Source organism: Myxococcus sp. SDU36 (genome assembly GCF_030168875.1).
Lineage (GTDB): Bacteria > Myxococcota > Myxococcia > Myxococcales > Myxococcaceae > Myxococcus > Myxococcus vastator.
In genome coordinates, this window is the sequence record NZ_CP077414.1 from 4,158,047 (window position 1) to 4,176,102 (window position 18,056).

The 18,056-nt window shown below is 69.6% G+C and carries 14 protein-coding genes; 3 read left to right on the forward strand and 11 right to left on the reverse strand.

The genetic code is table 11. The features are described from left to right. Positions 1-17: 17 nt before the first annotated feature. A complete protein-coding gene (locus tag KGD87_RS16370; protein WP_284668335.1) occupies positions 18-1,928 on the reverse strand; it encodes an alpha-amylase family glycosyl hydrolase in 1,911 nt (636 codons plus the stop codon). Positions 1,929-2,170: 242 nt separating this feature from the next. On the opposite strand from KGD87_RS16370, the gene KGD87_RS16375 reads away from it, so the two are divergent. After that, positions 2,171-3,781, forward strand: a complete 1,611-nt coding sequence (locus KGD87_RS16375) for a bifunctional metallophosphatase/5'-nucleotidase (RefSeq protein ID WP_284668336.1) — start codon at positions 2,171-2,173, stop codon at positions 3,779-3,781. A gap of 15 nt (positions 3,782-3,796) precedes the next feature. Here the strand turns inward: KGD87_RS16375 and KGD87_RS16380 are convergent, their stop codons facing one another. The 5 genes from KGD87_RS16380 to KGD87_RS16400 form a co-directional block, all read right to left on the reverse strand. After that, entirely contained in the window at positions 3,797-4,573 is a 777-nt protein-coding gene (locus KGD87_RS16380; protein WP_284668337.1) for a YdcF family protein, read from the reverse strand. 15 nt (positions 4,574-4,588) lie between these two features. Beyond that, positions 4,589-5,434 (reverse strand): NAD(+)/NADH kinase, encoded by an 846-nt coding sequence (locus tag KGD87_RS16385; RefSeq protein WP_284668338.1) that lies wholly within the window; start codon positions 5,432-5,434, stop codon positions 4,589-4,591. A gap of 75 nt (positions 5,435-5,509) precedes the next feature. Then, positions 5,510-6,967 (reverse strand): sigma-54-dependent transcriptional regulator, encoded by a 1,458-nt coding sequence (locus tag KGD87_RS16390; RefSeq protein ID WP_284668339.1) that lies wholly within the window; start codon positions 6,965-6,967, stop codon positions 5,510-5,512. Continuing rightward, entirely contained in the window at positions 6,964-8,547 is a 1,584-nt protein-coding gene (locus KGD87_RS16395) for an ATP-binding protein (RefSeq protein ID WP_163777540.1), read from the reverse strand. The genes KGD87_RS16390 and KGD87_RS16395 overlap by 4 nt, the downstream gene beginning before the upstream one ends. Positions 8,548-8,716: 169 nt before the next feature. Next, a complete protein-coding gene (locus KGD87_RS16400) occupies positions 8,717-9,652 on the reverse strand; it encodes a diguanylate cyclase (protein WP_284668340.1) in 936 nt (311 codons plus the stop codon). A gap of 131 nt (positions 9,653-9,783) precedes the next feature. On the opposite strand from KGD87_RS16400, the gene KGD87_RS16405 reads away from it, so the two are divergent. Together KGD87_RS16405 and KGD87_RS16410 are read left to right on the forward strand one after the other, a co-directional pair. Beyond that, complete coding sequence (locus tag KGD87_RS16405; protein WP_284668341.1) at positions 9,784-10,575, forward strand: glycosyltransferase family 2 protein; 792 nt, start codon at positions 9,784-9,786, stop codon at positions 10,573-10,575. A 9-nt stretch (positions 10,576-10,584) separates the two neighbouring features. Further along, positions 10,585-11,433 carry a ChbG/HpnK family deacetylase gene (locus tag KGD87_RS16410; protein WP_284668342.1) on the forward strand — a complete coding sequence of 283 codons (849 nt, stop codon included), beginning with the start codon at positions 10,585-10,587 and terminating at the stop codon, positions 11,431-11,433. On the opposite strand, the gene KGD87_RS16415 is transcribed toward KGD87_RS16410, so the two are convergent. From KGD87_RS16415 to hemE, 5 genes are all read right to left on the reverse strand, one after another. Continuing rightward, the gene (locus tag KGD87_RS16415) at positions 11,406-12,074 is read right to left on the reverse strand and encodes a class I SAM-dependent methyltransferase (protein ID WP_284668343.1); all 669 of its coding nucleotides are present in this window, start codon (positions 12,072-12,074) and stop codon (positions 11,406-11,408) included. The genes KGD87_RS16410 and KGD87_RS16415 overlap by 28 nt on opposite strands. After that, positions 12,071-13,204 (reverse strand): mannosyltransferase family protein, encoded by a 1,134-nt coding sequence (locus KGD87_RS16420; RefSeq protein ID WP_284668344.1) that lies wholly within the window; start codon positions 13,202-13,204, stop codon positions 12,071-12,073. The genes KGD87_RS16415 and KGD87_RS16420 overlap by 4 nt, the downstream gene beginning before the upstream one ends. A gap of 91 nt (positions 13,205-13,295) precedes the next feature. Beyond that, the gene (fadJ, locus tag KGD87_RS16425) at positions 13,296-15,536 is read right to left on the reverse strand and encodes a fatty acid oxidation complex subunit alpha FadJ (protein WP_284668345.1); all 2,241 of its coding nucleotides are present in this window, start codon (positions 15,534-15,536) and stop codon (positions 13,296-13,298) included. Then, positions 15,536-16,837: an acetyl-CoA C-acyltransferase FadI gene (gene fadI, locus KGD87_RS16430; RefSeq protein WP_284668346.1), complete on the reverse strand. Its 1,302-nt coding sequence runs from the start codon at positions 16,835-16,837 to the stop codon at positions 15,536-15,538. The genes fadJ and fadI overlap by 1 nt, the downstream gene beginning before the upstream one ends. A 134-nt stretch (positions 16,838-16,971) precedes the next feature. Next, a complete protein-coding gene (gene hemE / locus KGD87_RS16435; RefSeq protein ID WP_284668347.1) occupies positions 16,972-18,018 on the reverse strand; it encodes a uroporphyrinogen decarboxylase in 1,047 nt (348 codons plus the stop codon). Positions 18,019-18,056: the final 38 nt, after the last annotated feature.

The window sequence follows — 18,056 nt, forward strand, 5'->3', positions numbered from 1 at the left end:
CCCGGTGCCGTCAGGCGCTACTGAGAGAAGATGACCAGCGAGTAGGGACCGATGGCGAACGACGCGTTGTGCGACAGGCCGTCCTTCGCGCCGCTGTAGGCCACGGTGTCAATCGACGCCGTGTTGCCGAAGTCGCCCGAGTACCCGTTCCAGTCGCTGTTGAAGCGCGTGTACCACATGCCCCCGCGCGGGAAGCCGATGTTGTAGCTGGGGAAGTACGTGCCGCTGAAGTTGGCGACGATGACGACGTCATCCCCCGGCCCGCCGCTCTCCCAGCGGTGGTACGCAATCACCTTGCCGCTGTTGTTGACGTGGTGGACGTTGACGTTGCCCCCGCGCAGGCCGCGCGTGTTGTTGAACCAGTTGCGGCGCAGGCGAATGAGGTCGCGGTACAGCGTCCGGATGCCGCCGTAGGTGCTGTTCTTGCCCCAGTCCACCGGGTCCGTGTCCTGGAAGTAGCCGTCCTCGAGGAACTCCTGGCCCTGGAAGATCATGGGGATGCCGGGCGAGGTGAAGACGACGCCCGCGGCCAGCGTGGAGCGCTTCTTGGCGGCCCAGCTGCCCGCGTTGCCCGGCCAGATCTCCTCCGGGACGCGCGCCTTGCCGTTGGCCACTTCGTCGTGGCTCTCCGAGTAGATGACGCGCGCGGTGTGCCGCCCGCTGTAGCGCTGGGTGATGGCGTTCTTCACCGAGTTCATGTCACGGCCGCTGTCGTTCGGCGCGATGACCGCCGCGCGGATGGCGTGCACGAAGTCGCCGCCCCACTGCGAGTCGAAGTCCGCGCCGCCCGAGGTGTCGGACGAGGAGCCGTTGGTGATGGAGTCACCGCCGCCGAAGTCCTCGGCGATGCTGATCTTCCAGGGCTGCGTGGAGTTGATCTCCCGGTTGATGGAGCGGAACACGCGCCACGCGTCGGGGATGGCGGTGGCGTCGCTGCCATTCTGCGTGCGCATGTACTTGGTGGCGTCCCAGCGCAGGCCGTCGCCACGGAAGTTGTGGAGCAGGTTCATCATCGAGTCGCGGATGTACGCGCGCACCTCGGGGCGGCCGTAGTCCGGACGCGTGTCCCCCCAGGGCGTGCTCTTGCGCGAGTCGTTGTAGAAGTACTCGCCGCCCGAGCCCAGGCAGTCACCGCTGTAGCACCACATGGGCAGGTCGCTGGGGCCGTAGTGGTTGTGCACCACGTCGAAGATGACGCCGATGCCGCGCAGGTGCGCCTCGTCCACGAAGCGCTTCATGTCGTTGGGGTGGCCGTAGGCGCTCTCCGGCGCGAACGGGAAGGCCGCGTTGTAGCCCCAGGAGAAGTCACCGGCGAACTCGTACGCGGGCATGACCTTGACCATGTTCGCGCCCAGGTCCCGGATGTGGTTGAGCCTGGCAATCGCGCTGTTCCAGTTGCCAGGGCCCCAGCCGGGCGAGTCATTGAACGTGCCGACGTGCAGCTCGTAGATGATCATCTCGTTGAAGGCCGGCGTGCTGAACTGCTGCGCGTTCCACCAGTACTCGCCGTGGTCGTAGATGATGCTGGAGCCGGTGGAGTTCTCCTGCCACGCCGAGCGGGGGTCCGCCCGCCACGCGTCGCTGCCCCACTGGTTGCGGGTGATGAACTTGTACTTCTGGCCCTTCACCGCGCCCGCGACGTCGCCGGAGAAGTTGCCGTTGAACTCGTTGCCCAGCTCAATCCAGGTGCCCCAGCCGTTGAAATCGCCGGAGACGAACACCCGGCTCGCCAGCGGTGCCCAGGTCCGGAACGTGGTGCCACCCGCATAGACGGTGGCGCCCATGCCGGGCCGCGTGGACGAGCTGAGCTGCTGGCTGATGACGGCCGTCTCTTCCGTCGAACCCTGCTGCGCTTCGAACGCGGACTCCCCGCAGCCGGCCACCAGACCGGCCAGCAGGAGCGCGCCCCACCTGTTGCAGTGCATCATGGATGACAACCTCCCTTGGTCAGGGAGCGTCCTAGCAACCGGCGTGAATTCAGCGCAAACGGGTCTGCCCGGAATCTGTAACTTTCCACCATACCGAGTCGCGTTGGATGTATCAGCGACCCACCCGGGCCGCTGTGTGACACGGCGCGTGAAGTCCCCGGTGCTCGCCATTGACGCCTGAGTGCGATACGCCCCGCACGTTGCGCCCCACCCAGGGAGCGCGCTGGGGAGAGCGACGCACGATGACGAAGAAGACCGCGCTGGCCCGACGTGAGGCCCTGCTCGCGTTGGCCGCCGTCCTTGCCAGCGGATGCGCCACGAGCGCCCCATCCCCTACACCCACGCAGCCCTCCGGCACGGTGCGCCTGACGCTCCTGCACCTGGCGGACGTCTACCAGGTGCAGGCCGTCGAGGGAGGACGGGGAGGCATGGCCCGCGCCGCCACGCTGCGCAAGCAGGTGCTTCGCGAGACGCCCCACGTCCTGACGCTGATGGGGGGCGACACGCTGTCTCCGTCCGTGGAGTCGCTGGTGGAGGTGGACGGCAAGGCGCTCAAGGGACGGCACATGGTGGACGCGTGGAATGCGTTCGGCCTGGACTACGCGGTGCTGGGCAACCACGAGTTCGACTTCGGCGACGACGTGCTGCGCGAGCGCATCCGCGAGTCCCGCTTCACGTGGCTTGGGGCCAACGTGAGGGACGCGAAGTCGGGGGGGCTCTTCGCGGGAGTGCAGGCCTCCGCGGTGCGCGAGCTGGGTGGCATCAAGCTGGGCCTCTTCGGCGTGGTGATCCAGGAGACGAAGGGCACCACCAAGGCCGGCAAGGACACGCTCTTCGGGGACGTCTGCGAGGCGGCCCAAGGCGCGGTGGCGAAGCTGCGCGAGGCCGGCGCCCAGGTGGTGGTGGCCCTCACCCACCTGACGGCGGACCAGGACCGGGCGCTCACCCGCTGCGTCAGGGTGGACGCGGTGCTGGGGGGGCATGACCACGAGGCGCTGGAGGACCGCGGCACGGGCACGCCCATCTTCAAGGTGGCGGCGGACGCGGTGGACCTGGGCCGGCTCACGCTGGACGTGGACGCGGCGACGGCCACGGTGCGCCAGGTGACGTGGCAGACGCTGCCGGTGACGCGCCAGGTGCCGGAGGACGCCGCCTTCAACGCGGCGATGCGGCCCTACGCCGCGCTGTTCAACCGGCTGTCCGAGCACGTGGGCCGCACCCCGGTGGCGCTGGAGGCGCGGTCCGCGCTGGTGCGCACGCAGGAGACGAACCTGGGCTCGTTCGTCGCGGATGCCTTCCGCGCGGCGGCCGGGGCGGACGTGGCGCTCATCAACGCCGGGGCGCTGCGCGCGGACGCGGTGCTGCCCGCGGGCGCTGTGACGCGGCGGGATTTGCACGCCATCCTGCCGTACGCGGATGAGCTGGTGGTGCTGGAGGTGAAGGGCGACACGCTGCGCGCGGCGCTGGAGAACGGCGTCAGCCTCAGCCGCGAGGACTCACGCCCGGGCCGCTTTCCGCAGGTGTCCGGGCTGGCGTTCACCTTCGATTCGGACCGGCCCGCCGGCCAGCGGGTGCTGGGCGTGAAGGTGGGCGGCAAGCCGCTGGACACCGCGGCCACGTACCGGCTGGCCACGCTGAGCTTCCTCGCCAGCGGCAAGGATGGCTACGACATGCTGAAGAACCAGCCGTCCACGCCGGCCAGGGTGACGGATAACTCGCCGCTGGACGTGCTGGCGGAGGCGTTCCGCACCGGCACGCCGTCGCCGCGGGCCCAGGCGGATGGCCGCATCTGCCGGCTTGGCACCGGCGCACTGGCGCCTGACGCGCGTCAGCCGCTCGCGCCGCTGAAGTAGGACGGAGCGCGGCGCTCAGGGCGCCGTCCAGCCTCGCACGCGATACACCGCGCGCCCCGCCAGCTCGCGCAGGGCGTCGGTGCTCAGGTTGAGCGCCCCTGCCCTGGGCAACCAGCTCATTCGCCGCAGCGGCGTCTTCGACGCCCGTGAGTCCACCGGCAACAGGTCCGGCCGCAGCCCCACCGCCGCGAAGCACCCCGCGGCGCGTGGCATGTGCGCGGCGCTCGTCACCAGCAGCAGGGACTTCCACCCGCGCTCCTGGATGATGCGCGCCGACTCCACCGCGTTCTCCCGCGTATTGCGGCTGCGCCCCTCCGTGACGATGCGTCCCTCCGGAATGCCCCACTGTTGGAGCTGCCGCAGCAGCACGTCCGCCTCCACCACCGCCTCGGGCCTCGGGTCCAGCGAACCGCCGGAGATGAGCACCTGCCGCGCCCGGCCCTCGCGCAGCAGCTCGAAGCCCCGCAGCACCCGCTCCACCGCCGCGTTGTACTCCGGCACGCCGGTGCGCTCCGTGGCGGCCGGGTCCAACCCTCCGCCCAAGACGATGACGGCGTCATACGGGGTGCCCGGCTGGAAGGTCCGCGCCGCCCCCGCCTCCGTCGCCCGCATCAGCCCCATGGCCACCGGCTCGATGGAGAAGGCGTACAGCACGCCCCCGCCCAGCACGCTCAGCACCCGCGACAGCCGCTCACGGCGCCGCCGCAGCCCCCAGGCCGCCAGCCACAGCAGCAGCGCCCAGGAGAGCGGCGCCAGCAGCAAGTCCAACACCTTCGACAGGAACAGGAACACGGCGCCCGGCGCCCCTCAGCGCTCGCCCCAGTGGAGCTTCTGCCGGAGGATGGAGAAGTAGGCCACCTTCGGGTTGCGCACCAGGTTCACCCGGTTGGGCGAGCGCACCACCTCGATGCAATCCCCGCCCTGCAGCCCGTGGCCCGTCTGGCCGTCAATGGTCAGGTACGTGTCCGCCGTCTCGCTGCGCAGCGTCACCCGGATGGTCCGGTCCGCCGGCACGACGATGGAGCGCTGCGTGAGCGCATGCGAGCAGATGGGCGACAGCACGGTGCAGTCCACGGACGGATGGACGATGGGCCCGCCCGCCGACAGCGAGTACGCCGTGGAGCCGGTGGGCGTGGCCAGGATGACGCCGTCCGACTTGTAGGTCGTAATCGGCACCCCGTCGATGGACGTCTCGTGGTCCGCGATGCGCGCCAGCGCGCCCTTGTTGATGACCACGTCGTTGAGGACCTCGTCCTCGATGAGCACCCTGCCGCCGCGCAGCAGCCGGCAGGTGAGCTTCATCCGGGAGTCCACCTGGGAGCGCCCCGCGAGCACCTGGTCCAGCATGGGGTACAGCTCTTCCACCGGGACTTCCGTCATGAAGCCCAGGCTGCCCAGGTTGACGCCCAGAATCGGAACCCCACGGCCGCCCAGCAGGCGCGCCGCGTAGATGAGCGTGCCGTCACCGCCCAGCACCACCATCAGGTCCGCCCGGGTCACCAGCTCCCGGTCATCCACCCGCGGCCAGCCCAGCTCATGGGCCAGCGAGCGGTCCGCCAGCACCGTCAGGTGGGGGTACCGCTCACGGATTTGAGCCGCGAGCGCTGCCGCCTCGGGCTTGTCCCTCTTCGCGACGATTGCCAGGGTCTGCACGCAACCCCGCCTTCTAGTCCAGGAGGGCCCCGGGCGGGCATGGGAAACGCCCGGGTGCCCGCCGGCCGACACACGTCAGGACGCGGCTTCCATCACCTCGCCGTCGTCCTGGGAGGCCACGCGGGGCTTCATGGACCTGCCGGCCACCTCGTACTGCTTGAGCAGACGGCGGAAGTTGGAGCGGTCCACGCCCGCCGCGCGCGCGGCGCTGGAGACGTTCTGGTTGTTCTTCTCCAGCAGCGCGGACAGGTACCGGCGCTCGAAGGCCCGCATCGCCAGGCGCTTGGCCTGGGCGTAGGGCAGGTGTGCCAGGCTGAACACCTCCACCGTGGAGTCCGGCTGGGGCGCGGACTGGAAGCCCGGCGGCAGGTCCTCCACGTCGATGACCTCGTTGCCCGTCAGCACCACCGCGCGCTCGATGACGTTCTCCAGTTCGCGCACGTTGCCCGTCCACCGGTTGCAGGTGAGGGCCTCCATGGCGCGCGGGGAGATGCCCGTCACCTTCTTGTCCGCCTTGGAGGCGTAGACCTTCAGGAAGTGGTGCGCCAGCAGGGGCACGTCCTCGGGCCTGTCCCTCAGGGGCGGCAGGTCGATGGTGATGACGTTGAGGCGGTAGAAGAGGTCCTCGCGGAACTTGCCCTGCTCCTTGGCGCGGGACAGGTCCACGTGGGTGGCGGCGATGACGCGCACGTCCACCTTCACCGGCTCGTTGGCGCCCACGCGTTTGACTTCGCCCTCCTGGAGCACGCGCAGCAGGCGGACCTGGGTGGCCGGGGGCACATCACCAATTTCATCCAGGAAGATGGTGCCGCCGTCGGCCGCCTCGAAGAGGCCCTTCTTGTTGCCGGTGGCGCCGGTGAAGCTGCCCTTCACGTGGCCGAAGAGCTCGCTCTCCAGCAGCGTCTCCGTCAGCGCCGAACAGTTGACGGCCACGAAGGGCTTGTCCTTGCGCGCGCTGCGGTAGTGGATGGCGCGGGCCACCAGCTCCTTGCCGGTGCCGCTCTCACCCTGGATGAGCACCGTGGCCGTGGAGTGGCTCACCGTCTCCACCAGCTTGAAGACGGAGCGCATCTGCGTGGACTGGCCGATGAGGTCCTCGAACTGGCTGCGGACCGTGAGGGCCTCCTCCAGCGCGCGGGTGCGGTCCTTGAGCGCCTTGCGCTCGGCCGCCTTGGCCACCGTGAGGCTGACCTCGTCGATGTTCTCGAAGGGCTTGGTGAGGTAGTCGTACGCGCCCGCCTTCACCGCCTCCACCGCCGTCTCCACGGTGGCGAAGGCCGTCATCATGATGACCTCCACGTCCGGCCGGTCCGCCTTGATGCCGCGCAAGAGGTCCATGCCGGACAGGTTGGGCATCTTGATGTCGAGGACGACCACGTCGATGGTGGGGTCCTTCGCCGCCGTCAGGCCCTCCACCGCGTCGTCAATGGCCACCACCGGGTGGCCCTCGCGCTGGAGAATCTGCGTCACGGCCTTGAGGACGACGGAGTCGTCATCCACGACGAGGACTTTGGCGCGCTTGACTTGGTTCACGGCAACCTCTCCAACTGCAGGGGGATGGGCAGAAAAACGGTGAAGCAGGAGCCTTGGCTGACCTGGGTGTCCACGTGGAAGCTGCCCCCGTGGTCCTGGACGATGCGGTAGGCGATGGAGAGCCCCAGGCCGGTGCCTTCACCCGGGGCCTTGGTGGTGAACGACGGCTCGAAGATGCGAGGCAGGTGCTTCTGCTCGATTCCCGTGCCGGTGTCCGTCACCGCGAAGAAGCAGCGGTCGCCTTCGCGACCCGTCTCCAGCTTCAGCTTGCCCTCACGCGTGGGCAGCGACTGGAGGCCGTTCTGCAGCAGGTTGAGCACCACCTGGGCGAGCTGGCCGGGATCGCCGTACACCTGGGGCAGGCCGTCCGCGAGCCCCAGCGACAGCTCCACCGTGGGCATGGACTTGAGCTGCGCGCGGAACAGCACCGCCGCGTCCTCCACGCACTTGGACAAGTCGAAGGGCCGCCGGTCCTCCACGCGGCTGTGGCGGCTGAACTTGAGCAGGCTCTCCACGATGCGCTTGCAGCGCAGCGCGCTCTCCTCGATGAGGCCCAGCGACTCCAGGTCCGCCTTGCTGCGGCCCGCGTCGCGCGACATCAGCTGCGCGAAGGCGAGGATGCCGCCCAGCGGGTTGTTGATTTCGTGCGCCACCCCGCCGGCGAGCTGGCCCACCGCGGCCATCTTCTCCGTCTCGATGAGCCGCCGCGTCATCGACTGCTCCTCGGTGACGTCCCGGTAGGTGCAGACGACGCGCTCGTCCCCCGCCATGGGGTAGGCGGCCACCACGAAGGTGCGCCCGCCCTGGCGGACCTCACCGCGCGCGCCCTTGCCGCTCTCCACCGCCGCCGGCAGCGGGCAGCCCGTGCAGGGCTCGTTGCGGCCGAAGAGGTAGCGGTAGCACGTGGTGTCGGAGGGAATCTCCTCGATGGAGCGCCCCGCCACGTCCGCGTACGCGAGGTTCGCCCGCCGCACCGCGAAGTCCCGCGCGCGCACCACGCACAGCGGCGTCTCCATGCAGTCGAAGGACAGCTCCCACTCGCGCTTGGCCTGGCTGAGCATGCGCGTGCGCTGGGCGACGCGCTCCTCCAGGTCCGCGTTGAGCAGCTTCAGCTCCGCGTTCTGCGCCTGCGTCACCGTGTACAGCCGCTCGTTCTCCGCCTGGAGCGCGTACTGCTCGAAGGCGCTCTTCACCGTCAACACCAGGTGGCTGTCGTTCCAGGGCTTGGAGATGAAGCGGAAGATTTCCGACCGGTTGATGGCCTCTTCGATGGCCTGCTGATCCGCCTGGCCCGTCAGCATGATGCGCTGGGCCCGCGGCTCCTGCTGCTTCACCCGGGTGAGGAAATCGACGCCATTCATCCCCGGCATGCGGAAATCGGAGATGACGACCTCGGGGTGGAACGCCTCCACCGCCCGCAAGCCCTGCTCGGCGTCCGTCGCCGTCTCGATGTCCCAGTCGCCGCGGCGCAGCACCCGGCGGATGGACTTGAGGATGTTCTCCTCGTCGTCGACCAGGAGCAGCCGCCCTCGTGGCGATTCGGCCGGCTGGCCGTGGACATGTGCGGCTTGAGAACCCATGAATTGTTTCCGCCTCTGGACAAGTGCAATGACCCTGCCAGCAGAAACTCCCTGCCCAACAGTCTGGAATCACGGGCCTTGACATTTCCCTGGCGCGAAACAACACCGAGTCACACTAGACCCATCCCCACCAAATGGGTCAATGTAGACCCCGGGTCTTTGACCCGGGCTAGGTTCCGAGCGGACCGACCGGGAGCTGGGGATGCAGGCAGATGCGATCCCTGCCATCCCGTTTGGCCTGGTAGAGGGCCTCGTCGGCCGTCAGGAGCAGCTGCTCCGGGGTGAGGACGGTGCGGTGGGGGAAGCAGGAAACCCCAAATGAGGCGGTGACTTGCAGGCCGTCCTCCACCTCCAGCCGCAGGGCCCGCAGCTCGCGGCGGACCCGCTCGGCGACGGTGAGCGCCCCGGTGAGGTGGGTGCGGGGCAGCAGCACCGCGAACTCCTCTCCGCCATAGCGGGCCACCAGGTCCGTCTCGCGCACGCCCCGGGTGAGCGCGGCGGCCACGTCGCGCAGCACGCCGTCGCCCGCGGAGTGGCCGTACTTGTCGTTGATTTCCTTGAAGTAATCCAAGTCCAGCAGGATGAGCGACAGGGCGTCGTCGTAGCGCTGGGCGCGGCGGAACTCCTCCCTCAGCCGCTCCTGGAAATGCCGGTGGTTGTGGACGCCCGTGAGGCCGTCCGTCGACGACAGCCGCTGCAGCTCGCTCACCTGGGCGGAGAGCGCCTCCATCCGGGTCTGCGCGGACAGGGCGCGATGCACCCGGGCCACCAGTTCATCCGGCGCCCATGGGTCAAAAACGACCTCGGCGCCGCGACGCAGGGCCTCCAGCCCGAGTTCCCTGGGCTCGGGTGGGGCCAGGAGCACCACGGGGGGACCCACCGGGCCTTCCCCGGGTATCAGGCGTTCGAGCAGGTCCAGGCTGGCCTGGGCGTCCTCGCCCGGGCAGAGCACCACCAGCGATACCTCCCGCGCCAACCTCGGCACCTCCGGGCCGTGGGCGGTGATTCGGAGGGCGAACTCCTCCGGGCCCAACGCGCGGGCCAACCGAGGCAACGTCGACTGCGAGTCGTCCACTACCAGCAGGGTGAAGGGCCTGGAGTTCACAGTGTCCCCGCAAAATGATGATTTCACGGTAGCACAGAAGTGCGACGGAGTGCGACCCCTGCCAATGGATAAAAACCGGATTCTCTGCTAGCGAGCCGCCAACTCCGCAGGTCCGTCCGCCGAGGTCGCCCGTGGCCCAATACCCGAGCATCAGCCTGTTCTTCCCCGCCTGGAACGAAGAGGACTACGTCGAGCGTGCCGTCAGCCGGGCGCTGGAGGTCCTGCCGGCGCTGACGGACGACTTCGAAATCATCGTCGTCAACGACGCGTCCACGGACCGTACCCGTGAGGTCTGCGAGGCGCTGGCCCTGAAGGTTCCCCAGCTGCGTGTCATCCACCACCCCGTGAATCTGAAGCTGGGTGGCGCCATGCGCACGGGGCTGGCGGCCTCGACGAAGGACATCGTCGTATACTCCGATGTGGACCTGCCCTGGGACATGCGCGAGCTGGAGCGGGCGCTGCACCTGATGTCGTACCTGGAGGCGGACATGATTTGCGCCTTCCGGTTCGACCGTACGAGCGAGGGCCCCAAGCGCATCGTCTACTCGTTCGTCTACAACATGCTCATCCGGTCGCTGTTCGACATCCAGATAAAGGACGTCAACTTCAGCTTCAAGGTGATGCACCGCCGCGTGCTGGAGGCCATGGAGTTGCACAGCCAGGGCTCGTTCATTGACGCGGAGCTCGTGGTGAAGGCCATCCGCCAGGGCTTCCGGGTGTTCCAGATGGGCGTGGACTACTTTCCGCGCACGCGCGGCGTGTCCACGCTGGCCTCGCCCTCCGTCATCGCGAAGATGGTGCGCGAGCTGATGCGGCTCTACCCGAAGATGCGCGCGCCGCAGCCGCCGGTACACCCGGTGCGCCTGCCGCCCTCCGTGCAGCAGCTCCACGCGGCGGCGCCGGCCCGCACGGCGCGCGGCTGAGCCCTTCGCATGACGCGCCCCCTCACGCGCCTGGTGGTGAACGCGGACGACCTGGGGCTCCACGCCTCACTGGACGCGGGCATCCTCCGCGCGCACCGCGACGGCATCGTCACCAGCGCCACGCTGCTGGCCACGGGCCCCACCGCGCCCGAGGCCGCCGCCCGCGCGAAGGAGGCGCGGCTCGCGGTGGGACTGCATCTGGCCCTCTCCTCGCGGCTGCCGCCCGCGGCGCCCGCGCATGAGGTGCCCACGGTGGCGCCGGACGGCCGGATGCGGGGCGGCTGGGCCGACTTCGCTCGCGCGTGGCTCACCGGACAGGTGCGCCGGGACGAGCTTGCGCGCGAGCTCTCCGCGCAGCTTCAGCGGGCCCGCGCGCTGGGCGTGACGGTGGACCACCTGGACGGGCACCAACACCTGCACCTGCTGCCCGGCGTGCGGCCCCTGGTGGAGTCCCTGGCCGCGCGCGAAGGGCTGCCCCTGCGCTGGCCGGACGCCCTCCCCCGCCCTCGCTGGTTGAGGACGCCTGGGCCTGCGTTGAAGGCCACGGTGCTGGCCGTGCTCGCGCGCGCCGCGCCTCGGGCGCCCCAGGGCGTGCGACGGGTGAGCGCGGGCGGCGTCTTCGAGGCGGGGATGCTGGACGAGGCCGCCCTGCTCGCGGTGGTGGACGCGCTGCCCGCGGGCGACTTCGAGCTGGGCTGCCACCCGGGTGAAGGCACGCCGCATGTTCCGGAGGACCCGGCGTGGCGCTACGGCTGGGAAGCGGAGCTGGCGGCGCTCACCAGCCCGCGGGTGAAGGCGCGGCTGCAGGAGCGCGGCGTCGAGCTTCACAGCTACGGCACGCTGTTCTCCGCCACGTAGAGGACATGCGGCGTGGTGTAGCCCTGGCCCAGGTCCACCACCTCGCGAACCTCGAAGCCCGCGTCCCTCAGGTAGCGCGTCAGCTCCTCTCGCGGCTTCAGCGCCATGCCGCCGCTGGCCTTCGTGCGGCCCAGCAGTGACACCATCACCCACTCCTGCGTCAGCGCCTTGCGGTGCTTCCAGGAGCCGTCCCCCTCCACCTCCTTGAGCAGCAGCCGCCCGCCGGGCTTCAGCAGGCCCCGCACGGTGGAGAGGAAACCGGGCCACTTCGACTCCGGCAGCAGGTACAGCACATCGCACACCACCGCCGCGTCGAAGCGACCCGAAGCCCCTCGGGCCAGCGTCTCCTCCACGGTGCCTTCCTCGATGCGCACGTTGGGCTGGCCCGCGAGCGCCCGCCGAGCCCAGGCCACCTTGCGCGAGTCCGGGTCCACGCCATGCACGATGCGGCCCGAGTCCTCCAGGGCCAGCAGCGCGGACAGCAGCCCATGCCCACAGCCGATGTCCGCCACGGTGCCGCCCGGCGTGCGCGCGGCCATGGCCAGCAGCGGCGCGGAGAAGGCCCGCGCGTGGACGTGGAAGCGCTCGGCGACGGGCAGCCCGTCGTAGCGAAGGAGGGCCTGTTCGAGGAGTGCGCTCATGAGACGTAGTAGTCCGCGCCGAAGGCCCACGAGAGGACGAGCAGCGACGCGGCGCCCACCGCCAGCGCCCCGCGCAGCAGCAAAGGCCGCTCGCGCAGCAGCATCGCCGCGGTGAGGAAGACGGGGAAGGCGGACAGCAGGTAGCGCCCCATGCCCATGAAGTCCTTGGTGGACCACGCGGGCAACCCGACGATGGCCAGGACGTAGACGGCGTAGCCCCACCCCAACAGCTTGCGCGTGGGCCACACCAACGCCAGCGCCAGCACCGTGAAGAAGGCGTGCGCGGCCAGCCGGAGGGCCTCGCGCTTGTCCTGCGGCGCCAGCACGACGCGCTCGAACCAGCTCACCTTCAGCCACGTGTGCCAGCCGGGAATCTGCTCCCAGCCGGGCGCGCCCTGCACCTTCACGAAGGCCACCGGGTCACCGAACTGGTGCCACAAGAAGAGCATGTACGCGCCGAAGCCCAGGCCCGACAGCACCGGCAGGAAGTCCACCGCGCTCCACTTCTCGCCTCGCGCGTGCTTCCACTCCAGCCGGCGCACCAGCAGGCCCAGCACCACCGCGGGCGCCACGGGCCGGGCCGCGGTGGCCACCGCCGCGACGAGGACGGCGGGCCCCAGGTGCCCTCGCTCCAGCAGCAGGAAGGCCGCAATCACCAGCAGGACGAACAGCGCGTCCGAATACATGGCGCCGTAGAAGTAGAGCGTGAAGGGGTAGCAGGCCATCAGCAGCCCGGCCTTCAGCGCCGTGTCTTCGTCCGTCAGCTTGCGCGCCCAGACGGTGAAGAGCACCAGCGCCAGCGGGCCGCACAGCAGCGTGATGAACACGCCGGACTGGTACACGTTGGGCCCCAGCGACTCCACCGCGCGGATGAGCAGCGGGTACAGCGGGAAGAACGCCACCGAGCTCTGCTGCCCCGGGACGAACTGGTAGCCCTCCTGCGCAATCCGCATGTACCAGCTGGAATCCCAGGCCACCCAGCCCATGGTGAAGTACTCGTCCAGCCGGACGACGGGGTTGCTGGGGTCCTTGTGGAAGAAGTGCCAGGCCCCGGCGGTGGCGGCCGCGCCACAGGCCACGACTGCCGACAGGACGACGAGGGCGATGGTGCGGGACGCGGAGCGTGCCATTCGGCCCGGGAGGCTCGGGCCAGAGACGGCCTCCGGTCAAGCCCGGGAGCCCCTGATACGTGGGACTCCCGGGTGCAGTCACTGGAATGGCTCAGCGCGGGTAGAACGTCTTGCCCGTCTTCACCATCTCCACCAGGTGCGGCGCGGGGGCGAAACGCTCCCCGAGCTTGTCGTGGTAGTGCTCCAGCTTGCGCAGCACCTCGGCGGGGCCGCGGCTGTCCACGTAGTGGAAGGGGCCACCGAGGAAGGGCGGGAAGCCCAGGCCGAAGATGGCGCCCACGTCGCCGTCACGCGCGCTGCGGAGGATGCCCTCGCCCAGGCAGCGGATGGCCTCGTTGACCATCTGCAGCACCACGCGCTCCGCCATCTCCGCGCGGTCGAAGGAGCGGCGCTCCGTGCCGTGTGGCAGCAGGGCGTAGATGGAGCTGTCCACCTCCTGCTTCTTGCCGTCCTCGTACACGTAGAAGCCCTTCTGCGTCTTGCGGCCCAGGCGGCCGTCGGCCACCACCTTCTCCAGGGCCTTGGGCGCCGCCATGCGCTTGCCGAAGGCGGCCTCCATGATGGGGCCCACCTTCTGCGCCACGTCGATGCCCACCTCGTCCAGGAGCGTAATCGGGCCCACGGGGAAGCCGAACTCGACCAGCGCGCGGTCCAGCTCCGCGATGTCCGCGCCTTCCGCCAGCAGATACGCCGCCTCGTTCATATACGGCGCGAGGATGCGCGAGGTGTAGAAGCCCGGCCCGTCGTTGACGACGATGACCGTCTTGCCCTGCTTGCGCCCCACCTCCACGCAGGTGGCCGTCACCCAGTCCGCGGTGCCCGCGTGGGTGATGACCTCCAGCAGCGGCATCTTGTGGACCGGGCTGAAGTAATGCATGCCAATGACTTGCGCCGGCCGGCGGCTGCCCTTGGCCAGCTCCGTAATCGGGATGCTGGAGGTGTTGGACGCGAAGATGGTCTGGTCGCCGGTGACGGCCTCCACCTCCGCGATGATGCGGTGCTTGAGCTTGAGGTCCTCGAACACCGCCTCGATGACCAGGTCCGCCGACTTGAAGCCGCTGTAGTCCGTGCCCGCCGTCACCAGGGCCGACTTCGCCGTGGCCTCGCGGCGGGTGAGGGAGCGGCGCTTCACGCGCTCATCCAGGATGGACTGCACCTGCTTCATCGCCCGGCCCACGCCCGCGTCGTCCTTGTCCTTCACGCGCACGGGCACGCCTTGCAGCACGCTGGTGACGTAGGCGATGCCGCCGCCCATCAGCCCGCCGCCCAGCACCGCCACCTTCTTCACCTCGCGCGGCTTCGCGCCCGGGTTGGAGGTGCCGTTCTCCTTCTTCAGCGCCGTGGTGGCGAAGAAGATTTCCACCAGTCGCTTGGAGACGTCCGACACCACCAGCTCGCCAAAGGCCTTCGCCTCCGCCTCCTGGCCCGCCTTGTGGCCCGACTCCAGGCCCACTCGCACAACTTGAAGCGCCTTTTCCGGCGCGGGGAACTTGCCGCGCGTCTTCTTCAGGAGCTGCTTGCGCGCCTGGTCGAAGAGGACCTTGCGGCCCAGCGGGTTGTCCTCCAGCGCCACCTCCGCCCACAGCTCCTTGTTCGCCAGCCCCTGGATGAAGCCCGCCAGCCCCTTCGCCTTGCCGCTCGCGGCCACGCCCTTGAAGCCCTGGCCGTGACGGCGGTCCACCTTCAGCTTCCCTTCGGCCAGCTCCTTCGCGCGCCGCACGGCGATGGCGCGGAGGATGGGCGCCGGCACCACTTCATCCACCACGCCCAGCTTCTTCGCCTTCGCGGGCTTGAGGCTCTTGCCGGTGAGGATGAGGTCCAGCGCCGCCTGCACGCCAATCAGCGCCGGCAGCCGCTGGGTACCGCCCGCGCCCGGAATCAGGCCCAGTTGCACCTCCGGCAGGCCCAGCGACGTCTTCGGGCTGTCGGTGGCGACGCGATAGTCACACGCCAGCGCCCACTCCAGGCCGCCGCCCAGACAGGCGCCGTGGATGGCCGCGACGACGGGCTTGGGGAAGGCGTCCAGCTTGTCGAAGCCCTCCTGTCCGTTGCGGCTGATGGCGGTGGCCTCCTCCGCCGTCTTGATGGTCTGCAGGAAGTCGATTTTCGCCCCGGCGACGAACGAGTCCTTCTTGCCGGACGTGAAGACGACGGCCTTCACCTCGGGCTCGCGCTCCGCGCGCGTCATGACGCGCAGGAAGGCCTCGCCCGTCTCCGGCGACAGCGTATTCACCGGGGAGTCCGGCAAATCGAAGGTGATGACGGCGACGCCGTCCTCCACCTGGTACGAGAAGCCCTGCTTCACCTCGAGCTCTTCCGCCTTGGTGGCCATCACGCACGCTCCAGGATGACGACGGCGCCCAGGCCGCCCGCCGCGCAGACGGTGCACATCACCGTGTTCTTGTTCCGACGCTTCAGCTCGTTGAGGGCCTGGGTGACGATGCGCGCCCCCGTGGCCCCGAAGGGATGGCCAATGGCGATGGAGCCGCCCGTCACGTTCAGCCGCTCGCGGTCGATTTCGCCCACCGGCGCGCTCCAGCCCGCCTTCTTCGCGAAGGCCGGGGACGCCAGCGCCTGGATGTTGCTGGCCACCTGCGCGGCGAAGGCCTCGTGCATCTCCACCAGGTCGATGTCCGAGAGCTTCATGCCCGAGCGCTTGAGCGCCGTGGGCACCGCGTAGGCCGGCCCCTGGAGCAGCTGGTCGCCCGGGTCCGTGGCCGCGTAGGCGTGGCTGCGCAGGAAGCCCAGCGGCTCGTAGCCCAGCGCGCGCGCCTTCTCCTCGCTCATCAGCAGCAGCGCCGCGGCGCCGTCCGTCAGCGGCGACGCGTTGCCCGCCGTAATCGTGCCGTACTTGCGGTCGAACGCCGGCCTGAGCTGCCCCAGCGCCTCCATGCTGGTGTCCTCACGGACGATGTTGTCGCGCTCGGCCGTCTTGTCGAACTTCGGCGGCACGACGACGTGCATGACCTCGTTGTCGAACAGGCCGTCCTTCCACGCCTTGGCCGCGTTGCGGTGCGAGTTGAAGGCGATGCGGTCCTGCTCCTCGCGGGAGATGCCGTTCTCCTTGGCCATCTTCTCCGCGCTCTCCCCCATCGTCATGCCGGTGGAGTACTCGGCGATGGCCGGGGGCACCGGCAGCAAGTCCTTGGCCTTGAGGCGCTGGAAGGGCTTGAGCTTGTCCGGCAGCGAGCGCCCCTTGGACGCCGCCACCAGCGCGTGGGCCAGCGGCCGGCTGGTGAAAATCGGCGCGTCCGACATGGACTCGGTGCCGCCGGCGATGATGACGTCCGCCTCGCCCATGGCAATCGCGTTGGCCGCCGTCGTCATCGCCTGGATGGACGTGGCGCACGCGCGCGACACCGTGAAGGCGTCAATCGTCTTCGGCAGCCCCGCCGCGATGACGACCTCGCGGGCAATGGACGGCGCCGTCAATGTGGGGATGACCTGACCGAACACCACTTGGTCGATGACGTTCGGGTCCAGGTCCGTCTTCTGGACCAGCTCCTGGACCACCAGGCGGCCCAAATCCAGCGCCGTCAGCGCCGAGAAGACGGAGCCCGCCTTGACGAACGGGGTCCGCAGGCCGCGGACGATGGCCACCCTTCGGGGGCCGTTGCGCTTCTCGCTTGCCATGTGTGCCTCACCTCCAGCGACGTCGGGAGGTGGGCATCTAACGAGCGGCAATGCGTCGCGTCAATCATCCGTTGATTCAAAAATCAATCGGTGGACACTCCCCGCGGGGCTGGCCGCGGGGGGTGAAAACGACCCTACGCCCCCAGCGTGCCCTGGCGCAGCGCCACGCCGTGGCGGTGGACGGCCTCCACCAGGAACTTCGCGGACTCGGGGTCGGTGGGCGGGAGGATGCCGTGGCCCAGGTTGAAGATGTGCCCCTGAGGGCCCGCGCGGCGGAGGATGTCCTGCACGCGGCCATCCAGCTCCTCCCGGGGGAGGAACAGGTGCAGCGGGTCCAGGTTGCCCTGCACCGCCACGTCCGGCCCCAGCACCTTCCGGCCCTCGTCCATGGGCAGCGTCCAGTCCAGGCCCACCACGTCCGCGCCGGTGCTCTTGAGCAGCGACAGGTGCGTGGACATGCCCACGCCGAAGACGATGACGGGCACGCCGGTGGCCTTCAGCTCGGACACCATGCGCTTGAGGTACGGCATGCAGAAGCGCTCGTAGTCCCACGGCGACAGCTCGCCGCCCCACGAGTCGAAAATCTGGACGATGCTCGCGCCCGCCTCCACCTGCATCTTCAGGTAGGGGATGAGCGTGTCGGTGAGCTTGCCGAAGAGGCGGTGCGCCAGCTCGGGCTGCTCGAACATCAGCCGCTTGATGAGGATGTAGCTCTTGGAGCCGCCCCCCTCCACCATGTACGCGGCCAGGGTGAAGGGCGCGCCCGCGAAGCCGATGACGGGCACGGAGTCATTGAGCGCCTTGCGCGTGCGGCGGATGGCCTCGGCCACGAAGCCGGTGCCCTCCACCGGGTCCGGCACGCCCAGCTTGTCGATGTCCGCCGCGGTGCGCACGGGATTGGGGAAGTGCGGCCCCTTGTCCCCCAGCTCCAGGGTGATGCCCATGGCCTCCACGGGGATGAGGATGTCGGAGAAGATGATGGCCGCGTCCACGCCCAGACGCGTCACCGGCTGCACCGTGACTTCCGCCGCCAGGTCCGGGTGCTTGCACAGGTCCAGGAAGGCGATGTTGCCGCGGATGGCCCGGTACTCGGGCAGGTAGCGGCCCGCCTGGCGCATCAGCCATACCGGCGTCGTGTCAGTGGGCTGGCGGCGCGCCGCGCGGAGGAGTCGGTCGTTCACTTCGGACCTCGGAGTGGGCCCCGCTCCAGGCGGGGCGA

Coding starts and splice junctions, on each gene's coding strand:
- KGD87_RS16370 (WP_284668335.1), bottom strand. CDS start 1,928: ATGATGCACTGCAACAGGTGGGGCGCGCTCCTGCTGGCCGGTCTGGTG.
- KGD87_RS16375 (WP_284668336.1), top strand. CDS start 2,171: ATGACGAAGAAGACCGCGCTGGCCCGACGTGAGGCCCTGCTCGCGTTG.
- KGD87_RS16395 (WP_163777540.1), bottom strand. CDS start 8,547: ATGGGTTCTCAAGCCGCACATGTCCACGGCCAGCCGGCCGAATCGCCA.
- KGD87_RS16410 (WP_284668342.1), top strand. CDS start 10,585: ATGACGCGCCCCCTCACGCGCCTGGTGGTGAACGCGGACGACCTGGGG.
- KGD87_RS16415 (WP_284668343.1), bottom strand. CDS start 12,074: ATGAGCGCACTCCTCGAACAGGCCCTCCTTCGCTACGACGGGCTGCCC.
- KGD87_RS16420 (WP_284668344.1), bottom strand. CDS start 13,204: ATGGCACGCTCCGCGTCCCGCACCATCGCCCTCGTCGTCCTGTCGGCA.
- fadJ (WP_284668345.1), bottom strand. CDS start 15,536: ATGGCCACCAAGGCGGAAGAGCTCGAGGTGAAGCAGGGCTTCTCGTAC.
- fadI (WP_284668346.1), bottom strand. CDS start 16,837: ATGGCAAGCGAGAAGCGCAACGGCCCCCGAAGGGTGGCCATCGTCCGC.